The following is a 26,653-nucleotide window of genomic DNA, read 5'->3' on the forward strand; positions in this document are numbered from 1 at the left end:
GCGGGTGTGAGGAAAGTGTGAAGGCGCACAGACCGCGGTCAGCGCTCGGTGCCGAAATCGATCGTCAGGCAGGCCCCGCCCTCAGGCCGGTTGGCGGCGCCGACCGCCCAGCCGCACGCGCTGCAGATGTGCTGCACCAGCGCCAGGCCGAGGCCGTGGCCGGGTTTACTGCCGCCGCGCCGGAAGCGCTCGAAGCTGCGTATCGGGTCTTCGCTGCCGAAACCGGGCCCGCGGTCGCAGATGGCCAGTTGGCTGCCCTCCAACACCACCTCGATCGCATGCCCTTCGCCGTGGCGCACGGCGTTGTCGAGCAGGTTGTGCAGCACCAGAGCCAGCAAGCCGGGGTCGGCGGTGATCTCGGCTTGGGGATCGATACGGATGTCCACTGCCTCCGCCCGTGCGCCCGCGGTGTGCAGGCGCGCCCAGGCGTCTCGTACTGCCGTGCTCAGGTTGACCGGCTCGATCGCCTGCGGGCGGGCCTCGCGCGCGAGCAGCAACAGGCTGTTGGCGAGCGCGGCGGTGCGGTCCGTGGTGGCGATGATGCGTTGTGCCCGGCGCCGGGCCTTGTCCGACAGCGCGGCCTCGGTCAGCAGCATTTCGGCATCGCTGCGTATGCCTGCCAGCGGGGTGCGCAACTCGTGCGACAGGTTGGCGTTGAAGTCGCGCTCGCGGGCGAGTACGGCAGCCTGCCGCGCCTCGGCCCGGTCCAGCGCGCGCGCCACGGCGAGGAGTTCGGCCTCGAGTCCGGCATGGGCGAAGGGCGTGCCGTCGCGCTCGCCCTCGACGCGCTCGGCCAGCGTCTCCAGCCCGCGGGTAAGCCGGGCAGCGATCGCGTAGACGAGGATGAAGGACAAGGCAGTCAGCACCAGGCCGCCGATCACGACCGCGGTGACCACGGCCGACTCGCGCGCGCGGTGTTCGGATTCGTCATAGACGAGGACGTAGCGTTGGCCGTCAGCCTCGCGCACGGCAACGTGCAGTTCGCGCCCGGCCGACCAGAACTCGTGATTGCCTACTGGCAGGCCGGCCAGCTTCGCGTCCAGCCCATGCGGCAGCGCTTCCCCCGGCACAAAACGGTAGAGCGTCATGGTGGGCGTCTGAGGACCGACCAGGGTGCCGAGCTGGCGGCTGTACTCGATGCTGTAGTGCACTTGCTCGTCGAGCGTGCCCGCGATGAACTCTTCTTCCATCTCCTCGTTGAGCCGCACCAGCGCAAGCGATTGCGCGACGATCAGCACGAGCAGCATCGCCGTGACCGACAGCGCGATGCGAAGGCGCAGCCCGCCCGGCAGCCAGCGCCGAGCGCCGCGTTGCGAGGCGCCCTCAGCGGCTGACGAGCTTGTAGCCGAGGCCATGGACATTCACCACTTGGGCGGACGCATCCTCGCCGAGGGCGCGACGCAGGGTGTGCAGCACGCTGCGCAGGTTGTCGCTGCTGTCCTGCTCGTGACCCCACACGGCGATCTCGAGCTCGCGGCGGGAGAACACGCGTTCGGGCTGCGACAAGAGTTCGGCCACCAGGCGCAGGGCCTTCGGCGGCAGTGTGACGGGCTCCCCATGCAGGCACAGCGCCTGGGTCGCGGCGTTGTAGCTGAGTGCGCCGTGCTTGAGCAGGGAATCGGCCGGCCGCGCGGCATTGCGCCGCGCCAGCGCCAGCAGGCGTACCTCGAGTTCCTGCAGGGCGAAGGGCTTGACCAGATAGTCGTCGCCACCAGCCTCGAAGCCGAGCAGCTTATCCTCCAGGGCATCGCGCGCGGTCAGCACCAGGATCGGCGTCGCAAATCCCTCGGTACGCAGCCGTCGCGCGAGCGCGAGACCGTCGCCGTCGGACAGGTTGCGGTCGAGGACGAGGGCATCGACCCGGGTACGCGCGAGCAAGGCCGAAGCCGCTGCGATCGAGTCGGCGTAGTCGCACTGGTGACCGCGCGCCTCGAGGTAGTCGTATATGTTCTCGGCGATGGTGCGGTCGTCTTCGATGATCAGCAGGTGCATTGGGAAGAACTTTCAGGGATGATCGGCTGGCGAGTCGCTCGGTGGCAGTGGCTCAAGGTGAACCGTGAGGCGGGTGCCGGTACGTGCCTCCACAGTGCGCTCGATCGCATCCGCCAGTGCATGGGCCTCTGCAACTGTCCATTCCCCCGGCACGCAGAACTCGACTTGCGCGAAATGGATGGCACCTGCGGCTCTCGTGGTTAGCTTGCTGTGGAAACACCCAGGTGGCGCAGCCTCACTGAGTGTTCGTTCTATGGCAGCGACCTCGGCGGCTGACAATGCGCGGTCCATAAGGCCGTCAACCGAGCGCCGCATCAGCTCCCAGCCTTCGCGCAGGATGTTCAACGCGACTGCGGCTGCAACGACGGGGTCAAGCCAGCCCCACCCGGTAACGACGGCGAGTCCGACTCCGCAGACGACGCCAGCGGTGGTCCACACGTCCGCCATCAGGTGGCGTGCGTCGGCTTCGAGTGCAAGCGAGCGGTGCGCGCGGCTGACCTGCAGCAGGACGCGTGCAACCAGAAAGTTAATCAGGCTTGCACCGACGGACAGCAGGGTGCCGACACCGAGATCACCTATTGGCTGTGGATTGAGTAGCCGCTCTCCCGCGGTGAGAAGGATGATCAACGCGGCGATGAAGATCAATCCCCCCTCGAAGGCGGCCGAGAAGTACTCGGCTTTCCCATGCCCATACTGGTGGTCGTCATCAGCAGGCTGCCGTGCATAGGCCACCATCCATAGCGCAAAACCGGCTCCGGCCAGGTTAACCAGGGACTCAAGGGCATCCGACAAATAGCCGATTGAGCCGGTCAGCCACCAGGCCCCCGTCTTCATTGCAATCGTGATCAGCGCTGCCGCCAGAGAGAGCAGCAGGGCTTGACGTGGAGTGAAGGCTTTCATCGGCTCAGATGATGGTCGGGTGGATCGTGGCGCAGCCTAACGATCTCAGCAAGAGATCGTAGAACTGATGATCGTACTCGACTCGCTGCATCCCAAGCTGGCGCGCATCGTGGTGTGAGGCGCTGTCAATCAGCGTAAGGGTACCCCGCATGTCGCCCACCACCTGTCGGGCGACACGGTGAATTGACCCCCTGCGACACAAGGAGGCTATCGCTGGAAATGAGGCACATCGAGCGTAGCCATCTGCTCACCCGGCTGCGTCTGGCGTGGGCAAGGCGCAGGGACCGACAGCGGCCCAGGGGTGATGCCGGGAGGCAAGTCGATAAGGCTTCGGGTTTGCGATGCTCTCATTGTGGCCCGATCGTTGCTTGTAGCCGTTGGCATGGCGCCTTTGCCAGCAAGCGGAGCACCGCGTAATTCACTCAGGACACACAATGCGTTCCCTCAACTTCATCGGCGGCGAAAAGGGCGGCGTGGGCAAGTCGGTTGTTGCTCGCGCCCTGGCCCAGTACTACATCGACAAGGGCCGGCCCTTCACCGGCTTCGATACCGATCGCTCGCACACTACCTTCGCCCGTTTCTACGCCGACTATGCCGCCCCCGTGGTGGTGGACCGCTACGAGGGGCTGGACCAGATCGCGCTGCCGTTCGAGGACGCACCAGAAGAGGGCATCGGCCACAGCGTGATTGTCGATCTTGCAGCACAGACGGCCGCACCGCTGGCGCGCTGGATCAAAACGTCCGAACTGCTGGAACTGCTTGCCGAGCTCGGCGTGCAGGTCAACTTCTGGCACCTGGCCGATGCCGGCAAGGATTCTGTCGACCTGCTGGGCGCGCTGCTCGACACCTACGGCGAAGGTCCGCGCTATGTGGTGGTCAAGAACCATGGCCGTGGAAGCGACTTTTCCCAGCTCGATGCATCGGCCGAGCTTGCTGCCGCACAAGCCATGGGGGCCCGTGTGATCAACCTGCCGGAACTGCACGAAGCCAGCATGCGCAAGATCGATCGCCAGGATGCCAGCTTCTGGGCGGCGATGAACCGGCGTGCGGGCGATGATGCCTTGGGCATGCTCGAGCGCCAGCGCGTCAAGAGCTGGCTGAAGGCCGTGTACGCGTCCTTCGACGACCTGGTCGTGTAGGCTGTCAGGCCGTCGTCATGACGGCCTGCGCAGGCTGCTCGCGCAGCAGCGCTGCGCGCATGACCAGGAACAGCACGATCGCCACGCTGGTGGCGGTGCAGCTCAGGAACATCGCGTAACGCAGCGACTCGACACCGAAGGCCGGCTGCAGCAGGTCGCTGAGGGCGCCGGTGAGCACCGGGCCCAGGCCGACGCCGCACAGGGTGCTGAGCATGGTCTGCAGGGCCATCGCCACGGCGCGGTTGGCCGGGGCGACCAGGCTTGTCAGCATGCTGAAGGACGGCCCCAGCCACCACACCATGAAGAAGCCGTTGATACCGCACCACAGCATCGCCGTGGGAACCGGCACGCCTGCGATCGAGGTCAGCACGTCCGTCGGCCAGCTCAGGTAGGCGGCGAGCGTAGCAATGCCGACGACATGGCCGACGAGCGGGATGCGGAAGCGCCAGCGCGCGTCGCGCTTGCCCAGGTGGTCGGTCAGCCAGCCGCTGAACAGCACGCCGAGGCCGGCGGCGGTGCCGCCGATCAGTCCGGTCAGCAGCCCTGCGTGGCGCAGCTCCAGGCCGTGCGAGCGCACCAGGAAACTTGCATTCCACATGCCGAACGCGTTGCCGCCCAGGGTTGCCACCGCACCGGCGAGGATCAGGTAGCGTACCGGCCTGTTCGCCCACAGCTGCCCGACGGTGGCCAGCAGGCTGGTGGAGAGTTCGACCCGGGCGCTGCCGTCCCAGGCCCCGCGCACCGGTTCGCGCGCACCGAAGGCAAGCAGGGCAGAGATCAGCAAGGCTGGGGTGCCGACGATGACGAAGGTCGTGCGCCAGCCGTACTGGTCAACCAGCCAGGCGCCGAGGCTCAGCGCCAGGATGGCGGCGAAGGTGGGGGCGGCGGTGAAGCAGCTGATGGCGAAGGCGCGGCGCTGCGGCGGGTACAGATCCGCGATCAGCGACAGGGCGGCCGGTGCGGCGGGGGCCTCGACCGCCGCCACCAGCATCCTGGCGGCGACCAGCAGCACGAAGTTGCCCGACAGCGCGCACAGGATGGTGGCGACGCCCCAGCACAGGCTGGACAGGGCGAGCAGCCGGGTGCGCGACATGCGGTCGGCAAGACGCCCCGCCGGCAGGCCCAGCACTGCGAACACGGCGGCAAAGGCGAGGCCGGAGATCAGGCCCATGGAGGTGTCGCTGGCGCCGAACTCGAGCCGGATCGGCTCGATCATCACCGCGACGATCTGGCGGCCGATGAAGTTGTCGGCGTACAGGAAGGCGAGCAGGAACAGCAGGCCATGCGTGCGCCACGCGGACAAGGGGGCGGGCGCAGACGGGGACGTGTCGTGCATGGCCGTTGCGGACTCCGCGCTATGCCTGTCGTGCGCGCGCCAGGTTGAGCGCCGTATCCTCGATCATGTCTTCCTGGCCGCCGACCATGCCGCGTCGGCCCATCTCGACCAGGATCTCGCGCGCGGGCACGCCGTACTTTTTCTCGGCGCGCTTGGCGAACAGCAGGAAGGAGCCATACACGCCGGCGTAGCCCAGCGTGAGCGCATCGCGGTCGATGCGGATCGGGAAGTCCATGATCGGCACCACCAGGTCCTCGGCCACGTCCTGGATCTTGAACACATCCACGCCGGTCTCGATCCCCATCAGGTCGCACACCGCGATGAACACTTCCATCGGGGTGTTGCCCGCGCCGGCCCCCAGGCCAGCGGCCGCGGCGTCGATGCGGCTGGCGCCGACTTCGAGCGCGGCCAGGCTGTTGGCCACGCCCATGGCCAGGTTGTGGTGGCCGTGGAAGCCGAGTTCGGTCTCGGGCTTGAGCGCATCGCGCACCGCACTGAGACGCGACTTGACCGTGTCGGGCAGCAGGTGGCCGGCCGAGTCGGTGACGTAGATGCAGTTGGCGCCGTAGCTCTCCATCAGCTTGGCTTGCTTGACCAGGCCTTCGGGGCTGTTCATGTGCGCCATCATCAGAAAGCCGACGGTGTCCATGCCGAGCTTGCGGGCGTAGCCGATGTGCTGCTCGGAGACGTCGGCCTCGGTGCAGTGGGTGGCCACGCGGATGGTGGAGACGCCCAGTTCGTGCGCCATCTTGAGGTGATCGACCGTGCCGATGCCCGGCAGCAGCAGCGCCGACACCCTGGCCTGCTTCATCAGCGGGATCACGGCGGACAGGTACTCCTCGTCGCTGTGGGCCGGGAAGCCGTAGTTCACCGAGCTGCCGCCCAGGCCGTCGCCGTGGGTGACCTCGATCAGCGGGATGCCCGCCTCGTCCAGGCCGCAGGCGATGGTCTTCATCTGCTCGAGCGTCATCAGGTGGCGCTTGGGGTGCATGCCGTCGCGCAGGGTCATGTCATGCACGGTGACTTTCTTGCCGCGAAGTTCCATGTTCATCTCTCCTTGTGGCCGGGGCGCTCAGGCCACCATCGTGGCGCGGTTGGATTCAAGCTCGAGGCGACCGGCCAGGATCTCCTCGGCGAACATCTCGGCGGTGCGCGCACCGGCCGCGGTCATGATGTCGAGGTTGCCGGCGTACTTGGGCAGGTAGTCGCCCAGGCCTTCGACCTCGAGGTACACCGAGACGCGCTTGCCGTCGAACACCGGGCCATTGACCAGGCGGTAGCCGGGCACGTACTTCTGCACCTCGCGGATCATGGCGTGGATGGATTCGGTGATCGCCGCCTGGTCGGGTTCGGTCTCGGTCAGGCAGTGCACCGTGTCGCGCATGATCAAGGGCGGTTCGGCCGGGTTGAGGATGATGATGGCCTTGCCCTGCTTGGCGCCGCCCACTTGCTCGACCGCGCCCGCGGTGGTGCGGGTGAATTCGTCGATGTTCTTGCGCGTGCCGGGGCCGGCGGATTTGCTCGACACGGTGGCGACGATCTCGCCGTAGGCCACCGGCTGCACGCGCGACACCGCCGCGACCATCGGGATCGTGGCCTGGCCGCCGCAGGTGACCATGTTGACGTTCATCTCGCCCTTGCCGACGTGTTCCACCAGATTGACCGGCGGCACGCAGAAGGGGCCGATCGCCGCCGGGGTGAGGTCGATCATCAGCACGCCCAGTTCATTGAGCTTGCGGCTGTTCTCGGCGTGCACATAGGCCGAGGTGGCATCGAAGGCGATCTGCACGCCGTCGGCCAGCACGTGCGGCAGCAGGCCGTCGACGCCCTCGGCGGTGGTCTTGAGGCCGAGCTCGCGCGCACGCGCCAGGCCTTCGGAGCTGGCGTCGATGCCCACCATCCACACCGGCTCGAGCACTGGACTGCGCTTGAGTTTGTACAGCAGGTCGGTACCGATGTTGCCCGGACCGATCAGGGCGCATTTGATCTTGTTCATGGGTTCAGTCCCGTAGGGTGTGCCGGCCGCTTGCAGTCCGGCTCGGCATGACGTTGGCTGAGAGGTGCAGCGCGCGCGGCGGACGGAGGAGGGAGGGATGCCCGCCGCGCGGCTGCGAGGAACACGCTGCTAGCGAAAGCTCACCGAACAGCCGCCGAGGCCTTCGATCTGCATCTCGAAGCGGTCGCCGGCACGCGCCGGCACCAGCGGCGCCAGCGAGCCCGAGAGGATCAGCTCTCCGGCGCGGAAAGGGATGCCGAACTGGCCCAGGGTGTTCGCGAGCCAGGCCACGGCTTCGGCCGGATGGCCCTGCACGGCCGACCCCAGGCCTTCGCCGCAGGGTTCGCCATTGCGCGACATGCGCATGCGCACCGCCGCCAGGTCGAGCTCACGCGGGTCGGTCTGCGTCTCGCCGACCACGAAGACACCGCAGGATGCGTTGTCGGCGACCGTGTCCTGGATGCGGATCCGCCAGTCGTCGATGCGCGAATCGACGATCTCGAAGCAGGGCGCGACCCAGGCGGTGGCGGCCAGCACTGCGTCGCGGGTCACGCCAGGGCCTTTCAGGTCGGCCTTCAGCATGAAGGCGATCTCGCCCTCGGCGCGCGGCTGGATCAAGCCTGTCGCGGCAATGTCGATGGCTGCGCCGTCCGCGTGCTGCATGGCGTCGGTGAGGAAGCCGAAATCGGGCTGATGCACGTTCAGCATGTCCTGCACCGGCTTGCTGGTCACGCCGATCTTCTTGCCGATCACGCGTTCGCCGTCGGCCTCACGCCGCGACAGCATGTGCAGCGAGACATGGTAGGCGTCCTCGATGCCGATCCCGGGGTGGCGTTCGGTCAGCGGGACGAGCGTGCGCGCCTGGCGCAATGCTGCGTAGAGCTCGTCGCCGAGCTGGCGGATCAGGTTTGGGTCCATGAACGGTTTCCTGGTCTGGGAGCCTGAGCGGTCAGCCCGGCCACACGCTCGATTCGGCGCCGCCGTCCACTTCGATGACCTTGCCGGTCACCCAGGCCGAGGCCGGGGTTGCGAGGTAGAGTGCTGCGGCCGCGATGTCCTCGACTTCGCCGAGACGCTTGAGCGGCGTGTTGTTGATCATGCCTTCGCGCATGTTGGCGGGCAGCGCACGGTCGAGCGCGGCGGTCATGATCGGGCCGGGGGCAATCGCGTTGATGCGCACGACCGGGGCAAAATCCTGTGCCAGCAGGCGGGTGAGCTGGGTGAGCGCGGCCTTGGCCGTGCCGTAGGCGCTGAAGTGGGGCTGGGCGTAGCGCGCCGCACCCGAGGTGATATTGACGATGTTGCCGCCGCCGGCCGCGCGCATGTGGGGTACGCACAGGCGGGTCAGTTCGTAGGCCGAGCTGACGTTGAAGCGGAACACCCCCTCGAACTTGTCGGTGGACATCTTCAGCGGGTCGTTCGGCCCCGAGCCGCCGGCGTTGTTGACCAGGTGGGTGATGCGGCCGAATTCCTTGAGCGCGGCATCGACCACGCCGCCGAGCTGGGCCAGGTCGGTGACGTCGCAGCTGACGGCAATGGCGCGACGGCCGAGGGCGCGCACCTCGGCGGCGACCGCTTCGACGTCGGCCAGCGTGCGCGCGGCGCAGACGATGTCCGCGCCGGCCTCGGCGTAGGCCAGAGCAATGCCGCGGCCGATGCCGCGGCCGGCGCCGGTGATGATCGCAACCTGGCCTTCCAGGCTGAAGCGTTGGATGATGCTCATGCAGTAGGTTCCTTTATGCAGGGGTCAGCGTGGCGACCACAGGTCGGGCATGCCGGGGTCGCTGGAAGCGATCAGGCGCTTGAGCAGCAGCTTCAAGGCCATGGTGTCGCCGGTGCCGAGCTTGGCGGCAACGTCCTCTTCCACCGCCTTGGCGAGCGCGATCTGGCGCAGCGAGGCTTCACGGCCGTCGGCCGTCAGCACGTAGCGGGTCCGCTCCTCGTCCTGCTCGATGGCCACCAGCCGCTGCGACTCCAGCGCGCTCATCGACGTCTCGTCCGCGAGCATGCCGGTGTAGGAGATGAAGCCGTTGATCTCCTGCAGGCTCAGCCCGTCGCGGATCGACAGCACCGACAGGATGAAGAAGGAGCGCTCGTCGAGCGCCTGCGTGCTCAGCAACTGGCGCAGCGCGTGCAGCATCTGGTAGTGGGCGCGGCCGAGCAGGTAGCCGAGCAGGTCCTCGGTGTAGCTGCATTCGGGCGGCGGCGTCGAACCCAGGCGCACTTCATCGCGCGGCTTGCGCGCGGCAAGCGCGTATTGGCCGCTCTGGAACACCAGCGGCGGCAGTTCGCTGCGGTCGTAGGCGAGGACTTCGCCGACGAAGATGATGTGGTCGCCGCCGTCGTAGCTGAACGCGGTGCGGCACTGGAAGCGGGCGGTGCAGCCGTTGAGCAGCGGCGCCTTGCTGATGCCCTCGTCGAGCTCAAGCCCGGAGAACTTGTCTTCGCCCTGGCGCGCGAAGCGGCCCGACAAGGCCTCCTGCGCGGCCGACAGCACATGCACGTTCCAGTGCTTGGCGTTGGCGAAGGCCTCGCGGCTGCGTGCGTTCTTGGCCAGGCTCCACAGCACCAGCGGCGGGTTCAACGACACCGAGTTGAAGCTGTTGGCGGTGATCCCGATGGGCTCGCCGTCCGCGGCGCGGGTGGTGATGATGGTGACGCCGGTGGTGAAGGTGCCGAGCGCCGCGCGGAAGTCCTGGGGGTCGAACCCCTTGTGCGTCGTCATGTCGTGTCTCGCGGGACGGGTGGAGATGGTGCCGAGTATGAAAGTGGGGCAGGGGCGCAGGCATCGTCCCAACGGACTAACGGTTTTCCCGGCACAGCGGGCAGCGCTGCCGATGCGCTCGTCCGATTGGACTACGCAAGGCCTGCGGGCGCAGGGTATGGTCCGCCCATGATTGCGTGTGCAGGGTCAGCAACCGGAGTGCGTGTCCGGCGCCGACCCGCCCGCCCTTCCTCTCTCGACCTTCGACCCCGGAGTGCTTGCCGTGAACAGACAGATCATCACCCGCCCGGAAGACCTAGCCCTGCTGCTGCAGGCGCACAAGCAGGCCTTCGCCGCCGCCGGCGCCGTCCCCGCGGCCGAGCGCAAGCGCCGCATCCAGACCGCCATCGACCTGCTGGTGAAGTATCACAAGCCCCTCGTCGAGGCGATGGATGCCGACTTCGGCGGCCGCCCCAAGGGTTATTCGCTGATGAACGACGTGCTCGGTTCGCTGACCTCGCTCAAGTACGCCCGCGACCACTTCGAGCCGTGGATGGCGAGCGAGCCGCGCACCCCCTTCCCGCCCTATGACCAGCTCGGCGCCCAGGCCTGGGTGATGTATCAGCCCAAGGGTACGGTGGGCATCATCGGCACCTGGAACGCGCCGCTGTTTACCCTGTTCAGCCCGCTCGCCAGCGCGCTCGCCGCTGGCAACCGCGCCATTCTCAAGCCTTCGGAGGTGGTGTCGCGTACCGCGCAGGTGGTGGCCGAGGCGGTGGTGGACATGTTCGATCCGCTCGTGGTTGGCGTCGTCACCGGCGGCCCGGACATGGGCGAGGCCTTCACCGCCCAGCCCTTCGACCATATTGTGTTCACCGGCAGCACCCAGGTCGGCAAGGCGGTGATGCGCAACGCAGCGCAGAACCTGGTGCCGGTGACGCTGGAACTGGGTGGCAAGTCGCCCACCATCGTCGCCCGCAGCGCCGACCTGGCGACCGCGGCCTTCCGCATCGCCGCCGCGAAGGCGAGTAACGGCGGCCAGCTGTGCGTGAACCCGGACGTCGTCTACGTGGCTCGCGAGCAACTCGAGGATTTCGTTGCTGCGCTCAAGCGCAGCTTCGGCGAGCTGTTCCCCAGCGTGGCCGGCAACCCGGACATGGTCGCGGTGGTGAACGAGCGCCATCTGGCGCGTGTCGAGTCCTACCTCAGCGACGCCGCCCAGGCGGGCGCCCGGGTGGAATGCGCCCCGGCCCCGCTGGCGGCGGACGCGGCGGGGCGTCAGCGTCCGCTCGCCATCGTCATCGATCCGCCGCAAGGCGCGAAGATCATGCAGGAGGAGATCTTTGGCCCGGCGGTGGTGGTGAAGCCCTATGACGCGATCGACGCCGTGATCGCCGACATCAACGGCCGCCCGCGTCCGCTGGCGCTGTACTACTTCGGCGAGGATGCGGCCGAGCAGCAGCGCGTGCTCGAGCACACCCTGTCGGGCGGCGTCACGATCAACGAGGCGATGTTCCACGCCGCGATGGAAGACGCCCCCTTCGGTGGCGTGGGCGATTCGGGCATGGGGCATTACCACGGCCGCGAAGGCTTCCTCGAGTTCAGCCACACCCGCACGGTGTTCAAGGCGCCGGCCTACGATCCGCGCCGCGAATGGGGCCTGCTGCCGCCGTACTCCGAGCACTCCCTGGCGATGATGGAGGCGCAGGTCACGCCCTGAGCCTGGCACGCCGGAGGAGGTCGTCGCCGCGACGGCCTCTGGCAGGGCGTGCAGTCCTGCGGTAACGAAAAACGCCGCGCCACCCCAGGTGGGTGTGCGCGGCGTTTCCGCTCTGGCGTCGTGGTTGTGCGTCGCCCCCGCGGCGCCGTCTCTAGCGCCGGGCAGCGGCCAGTCCGGCCTGGCGGCCGAAGAAGGTCGAGTCGCCGAGCGACATCCCCGAGCTGTAGCCCTCGCCCCAGCGCGGCAGGCCGCAGGCCGTGCGGCCGGCAGCGTACAGGCCGGCGATCGGCTGGCCATCCGCGTCCAGCACCTCGCCGCTGGGCCGCGTGTGCAGGCCGCCCATGGTGAAGGCGTGGGCCTTCATGTCCTCGCTGCAGTAGCTGAGCGCGGCGAAGGGCGCTTCGGTGAGCGGACGCAGCCAGTTCGCCGCCTTGTGCAGCAAGGGATCCTCGCCTTCGGCCGCATGGCGGTTGAACTCGGCCACCGTGTGCACCAGGCTGCCGGTGGGCAGGCCAAGCTCCTGCTCCACCTCCTCCCAGGTCTCGCCGACTGCGGCAATCTTGAGGTCGGGCTGGATCACCGGACGGCCAAAGATCTCGTTATCGACCAGTAGCCAGGCCTTGCCCTCGGGCTGGCGCAACACGTAGTGGCCGACACGGCCGTGGTAGGCGTCCTCGTTGATGAAGCGCTCGCCGCGCGCATTGACGAAGATGCCCTTCACCAGCGACTCGGGCGGGAAGAAGGGGATGGTGGCAAAGAACTGGTCCATGTGGATCGTGGCGCCGCCCACGCTCATGCCCATGCGGATGCCCGAGCCGTCGTCGTTGCCGCCGGAGACGATCTCCGAGCAGGCCAGCGCGCCGGGCGCAAAACGCGCCACCATCTCGCGATTGACGATGAAGCCCCCGGCGCACAGGATCACGCCCCTGCGGGCGCGCACGTACTTTTCCGCGCCCTCGATGCGCACGATCACGCCGACCACGCTGTTCGTCCGGTCCACGATCAGGCTGAGCGCGCGGCTGTTGCAATGCACGACCGCGCCCATGGCTTCGGCGCGCGCGCACAGCTTCTCCATCAGCACCTTGCCGCCGCCCCAGCCCTCGAACTGCGCAGTGTGGCCGCGCGGCGCCGGCTTGGCCTTGGCGCTGAACGGCCAGGCCGCCTCGCTGCCCGACCACAGCAGGGTGTCGTCGGTGGTGGGCTCGATCCACTTGCCCGGCAGGTAAGTGCCCTTGAACGGCACGCCCTGGGCCTCCAGCCAATCGAAGTGGGCGGCGGCCTCTTCGGCGTACAGGCGCACGCGGTCCGCGTCGGCGCCCGGGCCGCCGGCCATCATCAGGTAGGTGCGCAGATCCTCGGTGCTGTCCTCGAAGCCGTGCTCGCGCTGCACGCGGGTGCCGCCGCTGCCGCCGACATAGACCTCGCCGCCCGACCACGAGGCGCTGCCGCCGGGGGCGGCTGCCACCTCGAAGACATGGACGTCGGCGCCGGCCGCGCGCGCCTCGATCGCCGCGCAGCTGCCGGCGGCACCGAAGCCGATCACGGCGATGTCGGTCTCGATGTCCCAGTGCGGCACCTCCTCGACCCGGCAGGCGCGGGCGGGGCTGTGGCGGGGCGGTGCGTCGGGAGTGGGGGAAGGGCTTGTGCTCATGTGCTTTTCCTTATCGTATCTGGCTGCATGGAGGTCTCCGCGCACGATCATCGGAGCCCGCAGCCTGTGCCGCATCCCTCGATTGGATGATGTCGGCGCGCATGCCGACCGGCGCGTGCGCGTCTAGTCCGCATTGACGATGAAGCGTGCCCGGCCTGCCGCCACCATCGCCCACATTCCAACAAGATCAGGGGTGGAGCGTGAGCGTGCAAGATCAGTCACAGATGGGCTGGGACGTCATCGTCGTCGGCTCCGGTGCGGGCGCGATGACCTCGGCGGTAGTCGCCGCCGACCAGGGGCTGTCGGTACTGGTGATCGAGAAGAGCGACAAGTTCGGCGGCACCTCTGCGATCTCCGGTGGCGGCATCTGGATTCCCAACAACCATTACTTCAAGGCCAAGGGCGGCCAGGACAGCTACGACAAGGCGCTGCAGTACATCCTGGCAGCCGGTGGCGGCAAGGCCGACGAGACCAAGGTGCGCGCCTACCTCGACCACGCGCCCAAGATGATCAAGTACCTCGAGGACAAGTCCCGCGTGCGCTACGCGGTGGCAGAGAAGTACCCCGACTACTACCAGCACCTGCCCGGCGCCTTGCCCGGCGGCCGCTCGCTCGACCCCGAGCTGTTCGATACCAGCACGCTCGGCGACGAGCTCGCCAACCTGCGCCGGCCTTCGCCTTCGACCCTGCTCATGGGCCGCATCGCGTGGACCGCGCGCGACGCCCACGTCGCCATGGCGCGCGAGCGCGGCTGGCGCTTCAAGGTGCTCGGCCTGATGCTGCGCTACAAGTTCGACTTCAGGTGGCGCAGGAAGAGCAAGTTCGACCGCCGCGCCGGCCTCGGCAGTTCGCTGGTGTGTGCATTGCGTGCCTCGCTGCTCGACCGCAAGGTGCCGCTGTGGCTGAAGACGGACTTCCGCGAGCTCGTGCTCGATGGCGACCGTGTCATCGGTGTCCGCGTCTCGCGCGAAGGCCGTGAGCTGACGCTGATGGCCCGCCGCGGCGTGATCCTCGGCGCCGGCGGCTTCGAGCAGAACCAGGCGCTGCGCGAGAAGTACCTGCCGCAGCCCACCAAGGCCGCCTGGAGCGCCACGCCGCCGGGCAACAATACCGGCGCCGCGCTCGAGGCCGGCATGGCCGCGGGGGCCGCCACCGACCTGCTCGAATGGGCGTGGTGGGCGCCGACCATCGCCGTGGTCGGCGAGGACAAGCCGCGCGGCGTGTTCGCCGAGCGCGCCTTCCCCGGCGCGATCGTGGTCAACAGCCTCGGCAAGCGCTTCTGCAACGAAGCCCAGGGCTACCTCGAGTTCGGCGACGCCATGTACAAGGACCGTGACGCCACCGGCGGCAAGAATGTGCCGGCGTGGTGCATCTTCGACGCCCACTTCCGCTTCAACTACGCGATGGGGCCGCTGATGCCGGCGCAGATCATGCCCGACAGCCGCCTGCGCAAGGAGTGGCTGGGCAGCGTGTACTGGAAGGCCGACACCCTCGACGAGCTGGCGCGCCAGATCGGCGTCGATCCCGCCGGACTCAACGACACGGTGGCGAAGATGAACGCCTATGCCAGCAGCGGCAAGGACGCCGATTTCGGCCGCGGCGACAGCGTGTTCGACCGCTACTACGGCGACGTCAACGTCAAGCCCAATCCCTGCCTGGCGCCGATCCAGAAGGGCCCGTTCTACGCCATGCGCATGGATGCCGGCGACATCGGCACCAAGGGCGGGCTGCTGACCGACGCCCATGCCCGCGTGGTGCGCGCGGACGGTTCTGCGATCGAAGGCCTCTACGCCATCGGCAACACCTCGGCCTCGGTGATGGGTACCGCCTACCCGGGCGCCGGCGCCACCATCGGGCCGGCGATGACCTTCGGCTACATCGCCGCGCACCACATCGCGGCCAACGCGTGACGAATCGACAGGAGACAGAGCACATGGCAGGACGAATCGAAGGCAAGGTGGCGCTCGTCACCGGCGGCGCGAGCGGCGTTGGCCGTGCAACGGTGGAACTGTTCGTCAGGGAAGGCGCCCAGGTCGTGTTCACCGACCTCAACGCCGACGCGGGTGCGTCACTTGCCGCCGGGCTCGGCGGCAAGGCGTTCTTCATCCTTCAGGATGCCGCTTCGGCGGCCGACTGGGACGCGGTGATGGCGACGGTGCGCGAGCGCTTCGGTCGCCTCGACATCCTGGTGAACAACGCCGGCATCCTGATCAAGGGATCGATCGAGGACGCCGCGCTGGACGACTGGCAGCGCCTCATGCGGGTCAACGCCGACAGCGTCTTCCTCGGCTGCAAGGCCGCCGTGGCGCTGATGAAGACCGGCAGCGGCGGCTCGATCATCAACATGTCCTCGATCGCCGGCATTGCCGCCAAGGAAGACTACGCCGCCTACGGCGCCTCCAAGGCCGCCATCTCGGGCCTCACGCGCGCGGTTGCCGCGCATTGCCGCAAGGCCAAGTACCGCATCCGCTGCAATTCCATCCACCCCGACGGCATCATGACGCCGATGACTGCGGGCTCGTACCCGAAGGGCATCGACCCGGCACGCTTCACCATCGACGCCGACCCGATGAACCGCGCCTGCCTGCCCGAGGATGTCGCCGCCGCCATCCTGTTCCTTGCCGAGGATGGTTCGCGCGCGGTCAATGGTATCGAGCTGCGCGTCGACAGCGGCCAGTTCGTCATGAGCATCTGAGCCGCCGCAACACTCCCGGAACGACCATGACTGCAGCATTCACCGCCCCCGCCGCCCGCACCCTGCCCGCACTCGTCCTCGAGGCCGCGCAACGCCACGGCGAGCGCATCTTCATCGAAGACGGCGACCGCCGCATCCGCTATGCGGACCTGCCTGCGCACGCGTTCGCCGTCAGCCGCGCCCTGATCGCCCATGGCATTGCACCTGGCGACCGTGTCGCGATCTGGGCCGAGAACCGCGCCGAATGGATCCTCGCCGCGCTCGGCATCCATTGCGCCGGCGCGGCGATGGTGCCGATCAACACCCGCATGAAGGGCGCCGAGGCAGCCGACATCATCGAGCGCAGCGGCGCCCGCGTCCTCTTCGTCGTAGACCGCTTCCTGGACGTCGATTACCCCGCCATGCTCGCCGACTGCCGCCCGGCCACGCTGGAAAAGGTGGTCGCGATCGGCCACGCCGGCGCACATGCCGACACCGACTGGGACAGCTTCATCGCCAGCGCTGCGGGCGTGGGCGAAGCGCAGGCGCGCGCGCGCGCCGCGGGCGTGCAGCCTGGCGACATGTCCGACCTGATGTTCACCTCGGGCACCACCGGCCGCCCCAAGGGCGTGGTCAGCGCCCACCGCCAGATCATCCAGGCCTTCATCGAGTACGTGAAGATCGCCGACATCCGGGCCGGCGATCGCTACCTGATCGTCAATCCCTTCTTCCACACCTTCGGCTACAAGGCCGGCTGGGTCACCTGCCTGATCGCCGGTGCCACCGTGCTGCCGCACCCGGTGTTCGACGCCGAGGCGGTGTTCCGCCGCATCGAGGCCGACCGCATCAGCGTGCTGCCGGGGCCGCCCACGCTCTATCTGTCGATGCTTGCGCATCCGAAGCTGGCGCACACCGATCTCTCCAGCCTGCGCGTGGCGGTGACCGGTGCGTCGACCATCCCGCCGGTGCTGATCGAGCGCATGCGTCGCGAGCTCGGCTTCAAGGTCGTGCTCACCGCCTACGGCCTGACCGAATGCGGCGGTCTGGCCACGATCTGCGCTGCCGACGACGACGCCGAGACGGTCGCCCTCACCAGCGGTCATGCCATCCCCGGCACCGAGGTGAGCATCGTCGACGCCGACAACCGCCCGCTGCCGGCCGGCGAGGCGGGAGAGATCTGCCTGCGCGGCTTCCACGTCATGCAGGGCTACTTCCAGGACGCCAAGGCCACCGCCGAGACCATCGACGCCGAGGGCTGGCTGCACACGGGCGACGTCGGCACCCTGGACGCGCGCGGCTATCTGCGCATCACCGACCGCCTCAAGGACATGTTCATCGTCGGCGGCTTCAATTGCTACCCGGCCGAGATCGAGGCCGCGCTCACCGCCCACCCGGCGATCGCCCAGGTGGCGGTGATCGGCGTGCCCGACGAGCGCATGGGCGAGGTCGGCTGCGCCTGCGTCGTGCTGCGTCCCGGCCAGGCGCTGGACGAAGCCGGACTCATCGCCTGGTCGCGCGAGCGCATGGCCAACTACAAGGTGCCGCGCATGGTGCGCTTCTTCGTATCGCTGCCGGTCAATGCTTCGAACAAGGTCGCCAAGAATGAACTGAGGGCGCAGTTGCGTGTTTCTGCGTGATTGCGCTGCGTCAGCGCAGCCCAGCCATCGACACCATGAGGCATCCATGAGCCAGAAGAATGAACTGTTCGCCCCCTTCCAGCTGGGGCCGATCAGCCTGCGCAACCGCTTCATCCGCGCCGGCGCCAACGAGGGCATGGTGCTCCATGGCGCGCCCACGAAGGCGTTGGTCAAACACCACCGCGACATGGCCGCTGGCGGTGTGGGTCTCACCACCGTGGCCTACGGCGCGGTCGCCAAGGTCGGCCGTACCCTGCCCAACCAGGTGTGGATGCGCCGCGAGATCCTGCCCGACCTCAAGGCCCTGGCCGATGCCGTGCACGCGGAGGGCGGCGCGATCTCCTACCAGCTCACCCATGGCGGCTCCTTCGTCACCTCGCTCAAGGTCGACGGGCCGACCATGAGCGCCTCGGGCGGCATCAACAAGGCCGGCATGATGCGCGGCAACCTCTTTCAGCGCGCGATGACCCGCGCTGACATGGATCTCGTCGCCCAGCAGTTCGTCGACGCCGCCGAGCTGTGTCGCGAGGCCGGCTTCGACGCGGTCGAGATCCACATGGGTCACGGCTACCTGCTCAACCAGTTCATCTCGCCGCTCTCCAACAAGCGCAAGGACGACTATGGCGGCACTGCGGCCAAGCGCGCGCGCTTTCCGGCCGAGGTGCTGCGCCGGGTCAAGGACAAGGTCGGCCGGCAGATGGCGGTGCTCGCCAAGATCAACGTGGCCGACGGCGTGGCCGGCGGCGCGACGGTGGACGATGCCATCGTCACCGCCCGCCTGCTGCAGGAGGCGGGTGCCGACCTGCTGGTGTTGTCCGGCGGGCGCAACATCGAGTCGGGCTGGTTCATGTTCGGCAGCAACTTCGACATGGACGAGATGAAGAAGGTGCTCAAGGGCAGCTGGCTCACCGGGCTGATGATGAAGCTGGCGCAGTTCGGCACGCCCAAGGTGAGCTTCCGCGAGATGTACTTCCTCGAATACTCGCGCCGCATCCGTGCTGCAGTCGATGTGCCCCTGGGCTACCTGGGCGGTGCGCGCTCGCTCGCCAACGCCGAGCAGGCCATGGCCGAGGGCTTCGACGCGGTGGTGATGGCGCGGCCGCTGATCCACGACGCACAGCTGGTCAACAAGTTCGCGCGCGGCGAGGCCACGGCCTCGGGCTGCATCAACTGCAACCGCTGCGTGCCCTACATCTACCACCCGGCCGGCACCATGTGCGTGCTCAACGCGCCGAACGACCCGGCGCTCAACCGCGTGCGTGCAGCGGGCTGACGGGGGGATCCCAGCGTGACGAAACTCAGCATTGCACAGCGCCTGTGGATCTGGGCGGCGGTTTCCGGCTTCCTGTTCCTGGCCGCGGTGGCGTTCGGCTGGTACGGACTCCACCAGGCCAAGGAATCCCTGCGCGAGGTTCACGAGATCAATATCGCCACGCTGGGGCGGCTCGAGGCGATCCAGTTGCGGCTGTTGTCGAACCGCCGCCTGGTCCCGCTGGCCTTCCAGCTCGACCCCGAGGGCGGCCTGGCTTCGGCGCACGAGCGCCCGCTGTCGCATTATCTGGAGCAGATCGATCGCAACACCGGCGAGATCGAGGCCCTGTTGCAGACGCAGCGCGAGCGCCTGCGCGACCCCGCGGAAGAAGCCTTGTTCGAGGCGTTCGAGGCGCACTACCGCGAGTGGCTGGCCCAGGTCGACGAAGTGCTTGCCTCGCTGCGCACCGGCTACTTTCGCCCGACCTACATGAGCGCCTTCGTCCAGGGCGGTGAGCCCGCGGGCGATGCCACGGGCGAGGCCCTGGCGGCGCTGCATGCCCACCAGACCGACCTTACCGCGCGCATGTACGAGGCCGCGCAGCAGCGCTACCACGCCACCATCACTGCCTATATCGCGCTCTCGGTCATCGGCACCGTGTGCGGCGTCTTCATCGCGGTGAGCACGCTCCGGCGCCTGCGCACCGCCTTCGGCGTGGCGTCCGGCGTCGCCCGCTCGATCGCGGAGGGCGACCTCTCGGTGAGCGTGCCTGCGCTGGGGGCCGACGAGTTCGGGGTGTTGCTCGGCGAAATCGGCCACATGCGCGACCGTCTCCACGGCCTGGTCGACGACCTGCGCCGCGAGGTGAAGCAGCTCGGGGTGGAGGCGCGCCAGATGTCGGACATCGCCGGCACGGCCTCGGAGCATGCGCTGTCGCAGGAAGAGGCGCTCAATCGCATGTCCGAGGCCGCCAACGCCCTGGTCGAGTCGATCGACCAGGTCGAGACGCATGCCAGTGTGTCGCTGCAGACCACCGAGCGCTCCTCGGCCCGCGCCGAGGACAGCCGCCAGTTCATCCGCAGCATGGCCAAGGAGATGCACCGTGTCGCCGAGGTGGTCGACAGCACGGCGGTCCAGGTCAAGGAACTCGAGCAACTGTCGCAGCGCATCAGCGGCGTGGTCAATGTCATCCGCGAGGTGGCGGAGCAGACCAACCTGCTGGCCCTCAACGCCGCGATCGAAGCCGCGCGTGCAGGCGAACAGGGGCGCGGTTTCGCCGTTGTCGCCGATGAGGTGCGCAAGCTCGCCGAACGCACGGCAGCGTCGACGCAGGAAATCATCGTCACCATCAGCGACATCCAGGACCGCACCCGCGGCGTGTCTGCCGGCATGAAGCAGGTTGTCGAGCGCGTTGCGGCAGGAGAGGGGCTGTCGCGCGAAGCCGAGGTCTCGGTCGAAAGCATCCGCGAGGGCACCCATGCGGTGTTCGAGGCCGTGGGCAGCATCGGTGAGCTGATCAAGGCCCAGGCCGAATCCACCCGCGAGATCGTGCGCCGTATCGACAGCGTGTCCAGCGGCACCGGCGATCTGTCCGCAAGTGCCGGTCGCAGCGCGCAGTCGGCTGCCGGGCTGGATGCGCTGGCACGTACGCTGGACGAACTCTCCGGGCGCTTCCGCCTGGCCTGAGCACCGGGGGGCGCAACGCGGGCTTCAGCCCGCCTGCGCGTCGGACAGCCCGCCCCCGAGCGCCCGGTACAGTTGTACGACCGCCTGGTGCAGGGCGCGGGTGGTCTGGGACAGGCCGAGTTCGCTGTCGAACAACTGGCGCTCGGCATCGATCACTTCGAAATAGCTCGAGATCCCCGCCAGGTAACGGGCGTTGCTCACCCGCAGGCGTTCGCGGTTGGCGAGCACCACGGCGCGGGTCGCCTCGCGCTGGCGGCTCAGGTGCTCGAACGCGGCGAGTGCATCGCTCACCTCGCGAAACGCCTGGCGCACGACGGCGGCGTACTGCTCGACCAGGATGCGCTGCTGGGCTTCGGCGGCATCGACTCCGGCCTGCAGCCGTCCGCCATCGAACAGGGGCAAGCCGATCGCGGGCTGCAGCGACCAGGCATGGCGGCCGCTGTCGAACAGTTGCGCGAGATCGGTGGTCGCGAAGCCGAGCAGCGAGGTCAGTGTGATCCGCGGCAGCAAGGCCTTGCGCGCGGCCTCCACGTTGGCCCCGGCGGCAAGCAGTGACGCCTCGGCGGCGCGGATGTCCGGGCGCCGCTGCAGCAGTTCGGCAGGCAGGCCGGCGGTGACCCGTTGCGGCGGGCCCAGGTCGTCCAGCCGGGTGTGGCGCGGGATCGGGCCCGGATTGCGCCCCAGCAGCACGGCGAGCGCGTTCTCGGCCTGGGCACTGCGTCGTGCCTGGTCGGCCAGGGCCTGCTCCGATCCGGCCAGCAGGGATTCGGCTTGGCGGACATCGAGGATGGACGAGATGCCCTCCTCGAAGCGCGCACGGGTGAGCCGAAGCGCCTTGCGCCGGCCGTCGAGCGTGCGCTCGGTGATCGCTTGCTGGGCGTCCAGGTCGAGCAGCTCGAGGTAGAGCGAGGACACCTGCGCGATCAGGCTGGTACGTACGCCGTCAGCCAGCGCGGCGCTGGCCAGAACCTCCATGCGCGCAGCCTCGGCACGTGCGGCGAGCCGCCCCCACAGGTCGATCTCCCAAGCTGGCAGCGACAGCCCCAGCGACGCACTTTCGCCGATGCGATTCTCGCGCGGGTCGAAGCCCGGCATGCGTTCGCGGCTCGCCGCCGCGCTGGCGTTGATGCCCGGGAACAGCGCGGCGCGCTCGATGCCGTGTTGCGCGCGCGCCAGTTCGATGCGTTCGATCGCGATGCGCAGATCCGTGTTGGCCGCGAGCGCGTCCGCGATCAGGGCATGCAGCTCCGGCACCGGGAGGAGCGCGTTCCAGGGCAAGGTGGCCAGGCTGGCACCGGCCGGGTCCGTGTCCGCATGCCCGGTCTGCGGCCAGGCGGCGGGCACCGGAAGCTCGGGCCGGACCACGGGCGAGGGCTGGCACGCCGCCAGCAGCAGCGCAAGAATGGGCAGCATGCGCACAGGGTGTGGCGATCGCTTCATCGACCCGCCTCCATCTCGTCGTTCCGGATGCGGAAGAAGCTCGCGTACAGCAGCGGCACCACCACCAGGGTCAGCCCGGTGGCGAAGATCAGGCCGAACATGATCGTCACCGCCATGCTGCGGAAGAAGGGATCGACCAGCAGCGGCGCCACCCCCAGCACCGTCGTCGCGGCGCCGAGGAAGACCGGCCGTGCGCGGCTTGCCGAGGCGTCCAGCACCGCGAGCAGGCGCGGCTTGCCGTCGCGGATCTCGACGTCGATCTGGTCCACCAGAACGATCGCGTTCTTGATCAGCATGCCGGTCAGGCTCAGGAAGCCCAGGATGGCCATGAACTCGAAGGGCGCCTGGAACAGCAGCAGCCCGACCGCCACCCCCACCACCGCCAGCGGCACCGTGAGCCAGATCACCGCGGTCTGGCGCAGGCCATTGAACATCACGATCACCGCCACCACCATCGCTGCAAAGCCGAAGGGCGCGGCGGCGGCCAGCCCGGCGTTGGCCTCGGCAGAGGCCTTGTGCTCGCCGTGCCATTCGAGCACGTAGCCCGGCGGCAGCGCAATGGCCTCGATCTGCGGGCGCAGGCGCTCGAACAGCGGCGCAGACAGCTGTCCGGCGGGCGGGTCGCACTGTGCCTTGATGGTGGGGAAGCGGTTCTCGCGCCGGATCAGCGCGTCTTCCCACACCGTGTCGACGCGCTCGACGAACTGGCTCACCGGCACGTACTTGCCGGCGGCGGCGCTGAACACCTGGGCGTTGCCGAGGTCTTCGACGCCGTGGCGTTCGTCTGCCGGCGCCCGCGCCATGATCGGGATCAGGCGCTCGTGTTCGCGATACACGCCGATCTGCTGGCCGACGTAGTGGCGCTCGAGCGCGGCGGCGATGTCCGACGGCAGCACGCCGGCACGCTGCGCGGCCTCGACCGAGAAGCGCGGGCGCACCACCGGCACCGCCTGGCGCCAGTCGTCCTGGATCGCCACTGCCTCGGGGTCGGCAGCCATGATCGCCTTGGCCTCCTCGGCGAGCTGGCGCAGCACTGCCGGGTCGGGGCCGCGGAAGGCAGCCTCGATCTTCTTGCCGCCGCCGCGGCCGAGCATGAACTTCCACACCTTCACGCTGGCTTCCGGGAAGGCCGCCTCAAGCTCGGGCTGCAGGCGGTCGATGAGGCCGGAGATGTCCTCGAAGCGTTCGACGTCGACCAGCAACTGACCATACGCCGGGTTGGGATCTTCCGGGCTGTAGGTGAGCATGAAGCGCAGGCCGCCCTGGCCGATGAAGCTGGAGATGTGGGTGACGCCGGGGGCGGCGCGCACCTTCTGCTCGGCGCGGGCGACGACTGCCGCCGTGGTGTGGATGTCGGTGCCCTGGGGCAGGGCGAGGTCGACCACGAACTGCGGCCGCGCCGAATCGGGCATGAAGCCCGGCAGCACATGGCCGAACGCGACCACGCCTGCGGCCAGCAGGCCGGCCAGCACCAGGCCGCTGCTGAGACGGTGCGACAGCACACCCTGCAACAGGCCGCGGTAGGCGCGCAGCAGGCGGCCTTCGTGCACCTCCGCGTCCGCCTTCACCTTGAGGAAGGCGGCGCACAGCAGCGGCGTCAGGGTGATCGCGAACAGCCACGACAGCAGCATCGAATACAGGATCACCCAGAACAGGGAGGCGGTGTACTCCCCCATGTCCGAGGGCGACAGCCCGATCGCGCTGAAGGCCAGGATGCCGACCACGGTGCCGCCGAGCAGCGGCCACACCGTGGCGCGCACCACCGCGCCCGCCGCCGCCGTGACCCGCTCGCCTTTCTGCAGCCGCACCAGGATGCCGTCGGTGACGACGATGGCGTTATCCACCAGCATGCCCAGCGCGATGATGAGCGCACCGAGCGAGACGCGCTGCATGGCGATGCCGTCCATCAGCATCGCAATCAGGGTGCCGGCGACCGTCAGCACCAGCACCGCGCCGATGATCAGGCCGCTGCGCAGCCCCATGAACAACAGCAACACCACCACCACGATCGCCACCGCGGCGACCAGGTTGTCGACGAAGCCCGACACCGCGGCGCGCACGGAGTCCGACTGGAAGGAAACCACGTTCAGCTCCATCCCGACCGGGCGCTGCCCCTCCAGCTCCGCCAGCCGGCGCTTGACCGCGTCGCCCATCTCGACCACGTTGCCGCCCTGCACGTTGGAGATGCCCAACCCGATCGCCGGGCGACCGTCGTGGCGCATCAGCGCTGCCGGGGGATCGACGTACTCGCGGCGGATCTCGGCCACGTCGCGCAGGCGCAGCAGGCCACTGCTGGTGTCGCCTGCGACCACGAGCTCGCCGAGCGCGTCGACCGACAGCACGCCGTCCGCAGGCTGGATCTGCAGGCGCAGCGGGCCAGCGGTGACCGCGCCGGCCGGGGTGATCAGGTTCTGCGCACGCAGCGAGGCATAGATGCGGTCGAGCGGCACGCCAAGCTGCGCCGCACGCGCGCTCGACACCTCGACGTAGATCGCCTCCTTGCGCTCGCCGAGCAGGGCCACCCGTGCCACGCCAGGCACCAGCACCAGCTCGCGGCGCAGCAGATCGACGTAGTCCCACAGCTGGCGCGGGCTGTAGCCGTCGCCGGTGACCGCGTAGAAGAGCGCGAACACATCGCCGAAGTCGCTCTTGACCACCGGCTCTGCCGCACCCGGCGGCAGTGCGCGCGCGGCCTCGGCAATCTTGCTGCGCAGCTTGTCCCAAACCTGGTCGAGTTCGGCCTGGCTGCGGGAGAAGGCAAGCTTGGCCTCCACCTTGACCATGGACTCGCCTGCGCGCGACACCGAGGTGACTTCCTCCACCTCCTGCATCTGCTGCACGGCGCCCTCGATCAGGTCGGTGATTTCCTCGGCCACCTGCGCCGGCGAGGCCCCCGGATAGGCGGTGACGACCACCGCCTGGCGGATGATGAACTCCGGGTCCTCGAAGCGCCCGAGGCGTTCGTAGGACAACCAGCCGCCCACCAGCACGAGCACGGTGGCGACCCAGGCGACGACCGCTTTGCGGATCGTGTATTCGGCGATGTTCATGGCCCGGTCCCCGCGTTCAGCGCGACTCGAGCGGGCGCACGAGCATGCCTTCGCGCACCGCGCCGACACCGGCACCGACGATGCGCTGGCCCGACACCAACCCGGACTCGACGACGATCTCCGCGCCCACGACAGCGCCGGTGCGGATCGGCGCGCGCGCAACGCGACCGTCCTCATCCACGACCCACACACCCGGCTGGCCCTGGGCGTCGGCAGCGACCGCGGCAAGCGGGATGGTGAGCGCCGCGCCGGCCGCGGGCGAGGCGTCTTGCCCGCGCGGGGTTGCGGCCAGCGGCTCCACGTTCACCGCCATGCCGGGCAGCAGGTTCAGGCCTGCCGGCATGGTCTGCAGCGCAAGCACGACGACGTAGGTCTGGGTCTGCGGGTCGGCCTCGGCAGCAAACGATCTGAGCGCCAGCGCCAAAGGCTGCCCGGGCTCGCCGTCGAGAAAGGCGACGGCTTCCTGATGCGGCTGCAGGCGCCGCACCAGCCGTTCGGGCACGTTCACCACCACCTCGAGCGCACGCAGGTCCTGCAGGTCCGCGATCGGCTGCTTGGCCTGGACGTTGGTGAAGGGTTCGATGCGGCGGCGCGTGATGACGCCGGCGAAGGGCGCCTTGATGACCGTGTTGGCCAGATCCTGCTCGGCTGCGGCGAGGTTGGTGCGTGCGAGCTCGAGGCGGGCGCTGCGATCATCGACCTCGGCACGGGCGACCGCCATTTCGGTGTCCCACAGGCGCTGGTAGCGCGCGAGATCGTTCCTTGCGCGCTCGAACTCGGCCCGGGCGGACGCCAGCCTCGCCCGGTACACGCTGTCGTCGAGGCGCGCGACCACCTCGCCGGCCTTCACCTCGCGGCCTTCCTCGAGACTGAAGCGGTCGACGAAGCCCGGCACGTCGAAGGAAAGCTCCGCGCGTTTGGCCGCGCGGATGCGCCCAGGCAAGCGCAGCGCATCGTGCGTGTCCTGGGCGCCGACGGTGACGATCAGTGCCGGCCTGACGGCGGGCGGAGCGCTGTCGGGGACGGGCGCTTCGGTGCATGCCGACAGCGCGAGCAGCAGTGCGGCGCCGGTCGCAGCGGCGAGGTGTTTCTGATTAGGCATGATCGAGACGGAATCGAGGTTTGGCATCCGGAGTGCCTAGCTTAAGCGCATATCGTGACGGAGGGACAAGCGCGACAGACGAACTTTCGATCGCCGTTGTCGGCTCAGGGTGTCAGTCATGGAGCATCACGCGTGCGTGTACAAAGCTGCCGTGAAAATAGATGCCGTCGATGCGGCGGGCGACTTCGGTGGCAACGTCGGGCGTGATGTCCATGTCGATGATGAACCATGGTCGCTCGGGATCACCTTCGCGCACGACGAGGATGTCGAGGACCGGCCCGAAATGCCGCATGCGCTCGCGGAGCGTGTCCAGGTCGGTGTCTGGGCCGAGGCCCGAAATGAGTAGTTTCATGGCGAGAGATCTGTCAGCGCAG

21 protein-coding genes are annotated in these 26,653 nt (G+C 68.6%); 7 read left to right on the forward strand and 14 right to left on the reverse strand.

The window, feature by feature from the left end; genetic code table 11:
* Positions 1-38: 38 nt before the first annotated feature.
* The 3 genes from LQF09_RS01335 to LQF09_RS01345 are packed head-to-tail and all read right to left on the reverse strand — an operon-like array spanning position 39 to position 2,892.
* Positions 39-1,355: a sensor histidine kinase gene (locus tag LQF09_RS01335; protein WP_270068956.1), complete on the reverse strand. Its 1,317-nt coding sequence runs from the start codon at positions 1,353-1,355 to the stop codon at positions 39-41.
* Positions 1,324-1,992: a response regulator transcription factor gene (locus LQF09_RS01340; protein WP_270068957.1), complete on the reverse strand. Its 669-nt coding sequence runs from the start codon at positions 1,990-1,992 to the stop codon at positions 1,324-1,326. The genes LQF09_RS01335 and LQF09_RS01340 overlap by 32 nt, the downstream gene beginning before the upstream one ends.
* A gap of 12 nt (positions 1,993-2,004) precedes the next feature.
* Positions 2,005-2,892: a cation diffusion facilitator family transporter gene (locus LQF09_RS01345; protein ID WP_002937679.1), complete on the reverse strand. Its 888-nt coding sequence runs from the start codon at positions 2,890-2,892 to the stop codon at positions 2,005-2,007.
* 434 nt (positions 2,893-3,326) lie between these two features.
* Here LQF09_RS01345 and LQF09_RS01350 point away from each other — a divergent pair, with 434 nt between their 5' ends.
* On the forward strand, positions 3,327-4,031 hold the full coding sequence (locus LQF09_RS01350; protein ID WP_270068958.1) for a mobilization protein: 705 nt from the start codon (positions 3,327-3,329) through the stop codon (positions 4,029-4,031).
* A 4-nt stretch (positions 4,032-4,035) separates the two neighbouring features.
* On the opposite strand, the gene LQF09_RS01355 is transcribed toward LQF09_RS01350, so the two are convergent.
* The 6 genes from LQF09_RS01355 to LQF09_RS01380 all read right to left on the reverse strand — a co-directional run bounded on the left by LQF09_RS01355 (position 4,036) and on the right by LQF09_RS01380 (position 10,088).
* Positions 4,036-5,367 (reverse strand): spinster family MFS transporter, encoded by a 1,332-nt coding sequence (locus LQF09_RS01355; RefSeq protein WP_002925367.1) that lies wholly within the window; start codon positions 5,365-5,367, stop codon positions 4,036-4,038.
* A gap of 19 nt (positions 5,368-5,386) precedes the next feature.
* Complete coding sequence (dmpG, locus tag LQF09_RS01360; RefSeq protein ID WP_270068959.1) at positions 5,387-6,412, reverse strand: 4-hydroxy-2-oxovalerate aldolase; 1,026 nt, start codon at positions 6,410-6,412, stop codon at positions 5,387-5,389.
* 27 nt (positions 6,413-6,439) lie between these two features.
* A complete protein-coding gene (locus tag LQF09_RS01365) occupies positions 6,440-7,363 on the reverse strand; it encodes an acetaldehyde dehydrogenase (acetylating) (protein WP_270068960.1) in 924 nt (307 codons plus the stop codon).
* Positions 7,364-7,492: 129 nt separating this feature from the next.
* Entirely contained in the window at positions 7,493-8,281 is a 789-nt protein-coding gene (locus LQF09_RS01370) for a fumarylacetoacetate hydrolase family protein (RefSeq protein WP_270068961.1), read from the reverse strand.
* Between the two features lie 31 nt (positions 8,282-8,312).
* On the reverse strand, positions 8,313-9,086 hold the full coding sequence (locus LQF09_RS01375; protein WP_002925358.1) for a glucose 1-dehydrogenase: 774 nt from the start codon (positions 9,084-9,086) through the stop codon (positions 8,313-8,315).
* Between the two features lie 24 nt (positions 9,087-9,110).
* A complete protein-coding gene (locus LQF09_RS01380) occupies positions 9,111-10,088 on the reverse strand; it encodes a flavin reductase family protein (protein WP_002937691.1) in 978 nt (325 codons plus the stop codon).
* A gap of 262 nt (positions 10,089-10,350) precedes the next feature.
* On the opposite strand from LQF09_RS01380, the gene LQF09_RS01385 reads away from it, so the two are divergent.
* Positions 10,351-11,787 carry an aldehyde dehydrogenase family protein gene (locus LQF09_RS01385; protein WP_270068962.1) on the forward strand — a complete coding sequence of 479 codons (1,437 nt, stop codon included), beginning with the start codon at positions 10,351-10,353 and terminating at the stop codon, positions 11,785-11,787.
* Positions 11,788-11,938: 151 nt separating this feature from the next.
* On the opposite strand, the gene LQF09_RS01390 is transcribed toward LQF09_RS01385, so the two are convergent.
* Positions 11,939-13,438 carry an FAD-dependent oxidoreductase gene (locus tag LQF09_RS01390; protein ID WP_002937695.1) on the reverse strand — a complete coding sequence of 500 codons (1,500 nt, stop codon included), beginning with the start codon at positions 13,436-13,438 and terminating at the stop codon, positions 11,939-11,941.
* 206 nt (positions 13,439-13,644) lie between these two features.
* On the opposite strand from LQF09_RS01390, the gene LQF09_RS01395 reads away from it, so the two are divergent.
* The 5 genes from LQF09_RS01395 to LQF09_RS01415 are packed head-to-tail and all read left to right on the forward strand — an operon-like array spanning position 13,645 to position 20,687.
* Positions 13,645-15,348 (forward strand): FAD-binding protein, encoded by a 1,704-nt coding sequence (locus LQF09_RS01395; RefSeq protein ID WP_232431553.1) that lies wholly within the window; start codon positions 13,645-13,647, stop codon positions 15,346-15,348.
* A gap of 23 nt (positions 15,349-15,371) precedes the next feature.
* A complete protein-coding gene (locus LQF09_RS01400; RefSeq protein ID WP_270068963.1) occupies positions 15,372-16,133 on the forward strand; it encodes an SDR family oxidoreductase in 762 nt (253 codons plus the stop codon).
* A 26-nt stretch (positions 16,134-16,159) separates the two neighbouring features.
* The gene (locus LQF09_RS01405; protein ID WP_270068964.1) at positions 16,160-17,749 is read left to right on the forward strand and encodes a FadD3 family acyl-CoA ligase; all 1,590 of its coding nucleotides are present in this window, start codon (positions 16,160-16,162) and stop codon (positions 17,747-17,749) included.
* Between the two features lie 46 nt (positions 17,750-17,795).
* Complete coding sequence (locus LQF09_RS01410) at positions 17,796-19,022, forward strand: NADH:flavin oxidoreductase (protein ID WP_002937701.1); 1,227 nt, start codon at positions 17,796-17,798, stop codon at positions 19,020-19,022.
* A 15-nt stretch (positions 19,023-19,037) separates the two neighbouring features.
* Positions 19,038-20,687 carry a HAMP domain-containing methyl-accepting chemotaxis protein gene (locus LQF09_RS01415; protein WP_002925342.1) on the forward strand — a complete coding sequence of 550 codons (1,650 nt, stop codon included), beginning with the start codon at positions 19,038-19,040 and terminating at the stop codon, positions 20,685-20,687.
* Between the two features lie 24 nt (positions 20,688-20,711).
* Here LQF09_RS01415 and LQF09_RS01420 read toward each other — a convergent pair whose 3' ends face one another.
* From LQF09_RS01420 to LQF09_RS01435, 4 genes are all read right to left on the reverse strand, one after another.
* Entirely contained in the window at positions 20,712-22,127 is a 1,416-nt protein-coding gene (locus LQF09_RS01420; RefSeq protein ID WP_002925340.1) for an efflux transporter outer membrane subunit, read from the reverse strand.
* Positions 22,124-25,177 (reverse strand): efflux RND transporter permease subunit, encoded by a 3,054-nt coding sequence (locus LQF09_RS01425; RefSeq protein ID WP_002925338.1) that lies wholly within the window; start codon positions 25,175-25,177, stop codon positions 22,124-22,126. The genes LQF09_RS01420 and LQF09_RS01425 overlap by 4 nt, the downstream gene beginning before the upstream one ends.
* Before the next feature lie 16 nt (positions 25,178-25,193).
* The gene (locus tag LQF09_RS01430) at positions 25,194-26,279 is read right to left on the reverse strand and encodes an efflux RND transporter periplasmic adaptor subunit (protein ID WP_232431554.1); all 1,086 of its coding nucleotides are present in this window, start codon (positions 26,277-26,279) and stop codon (positions 25,194-25,196) included.
* A gap of 112 nt (positions 26,280-26,391) precedes the next feature.
* Positions 26,392-26,631, reverse strand: a complete 240-nt coding sequence (locus tag LQF09_RS01435; protein WP_002925334.1) for an RNA recognition motif domain-containing protein — start codon at positions 26,629-26,631, stop codon at positions 26,392-26,394.
* Positions 26,632-26,653: the final 22 nt, after the last annotated feature.

Source organism: Thauera sp. WB-2, from assembly GCF_027594845.1.
Classification (GTDB): Bacteria; Pseudomonadota; Gammaproteobacteria; order Burkholderiales; family Rhodocyclaceae; genus Thauera; species Thauera mechernichensis.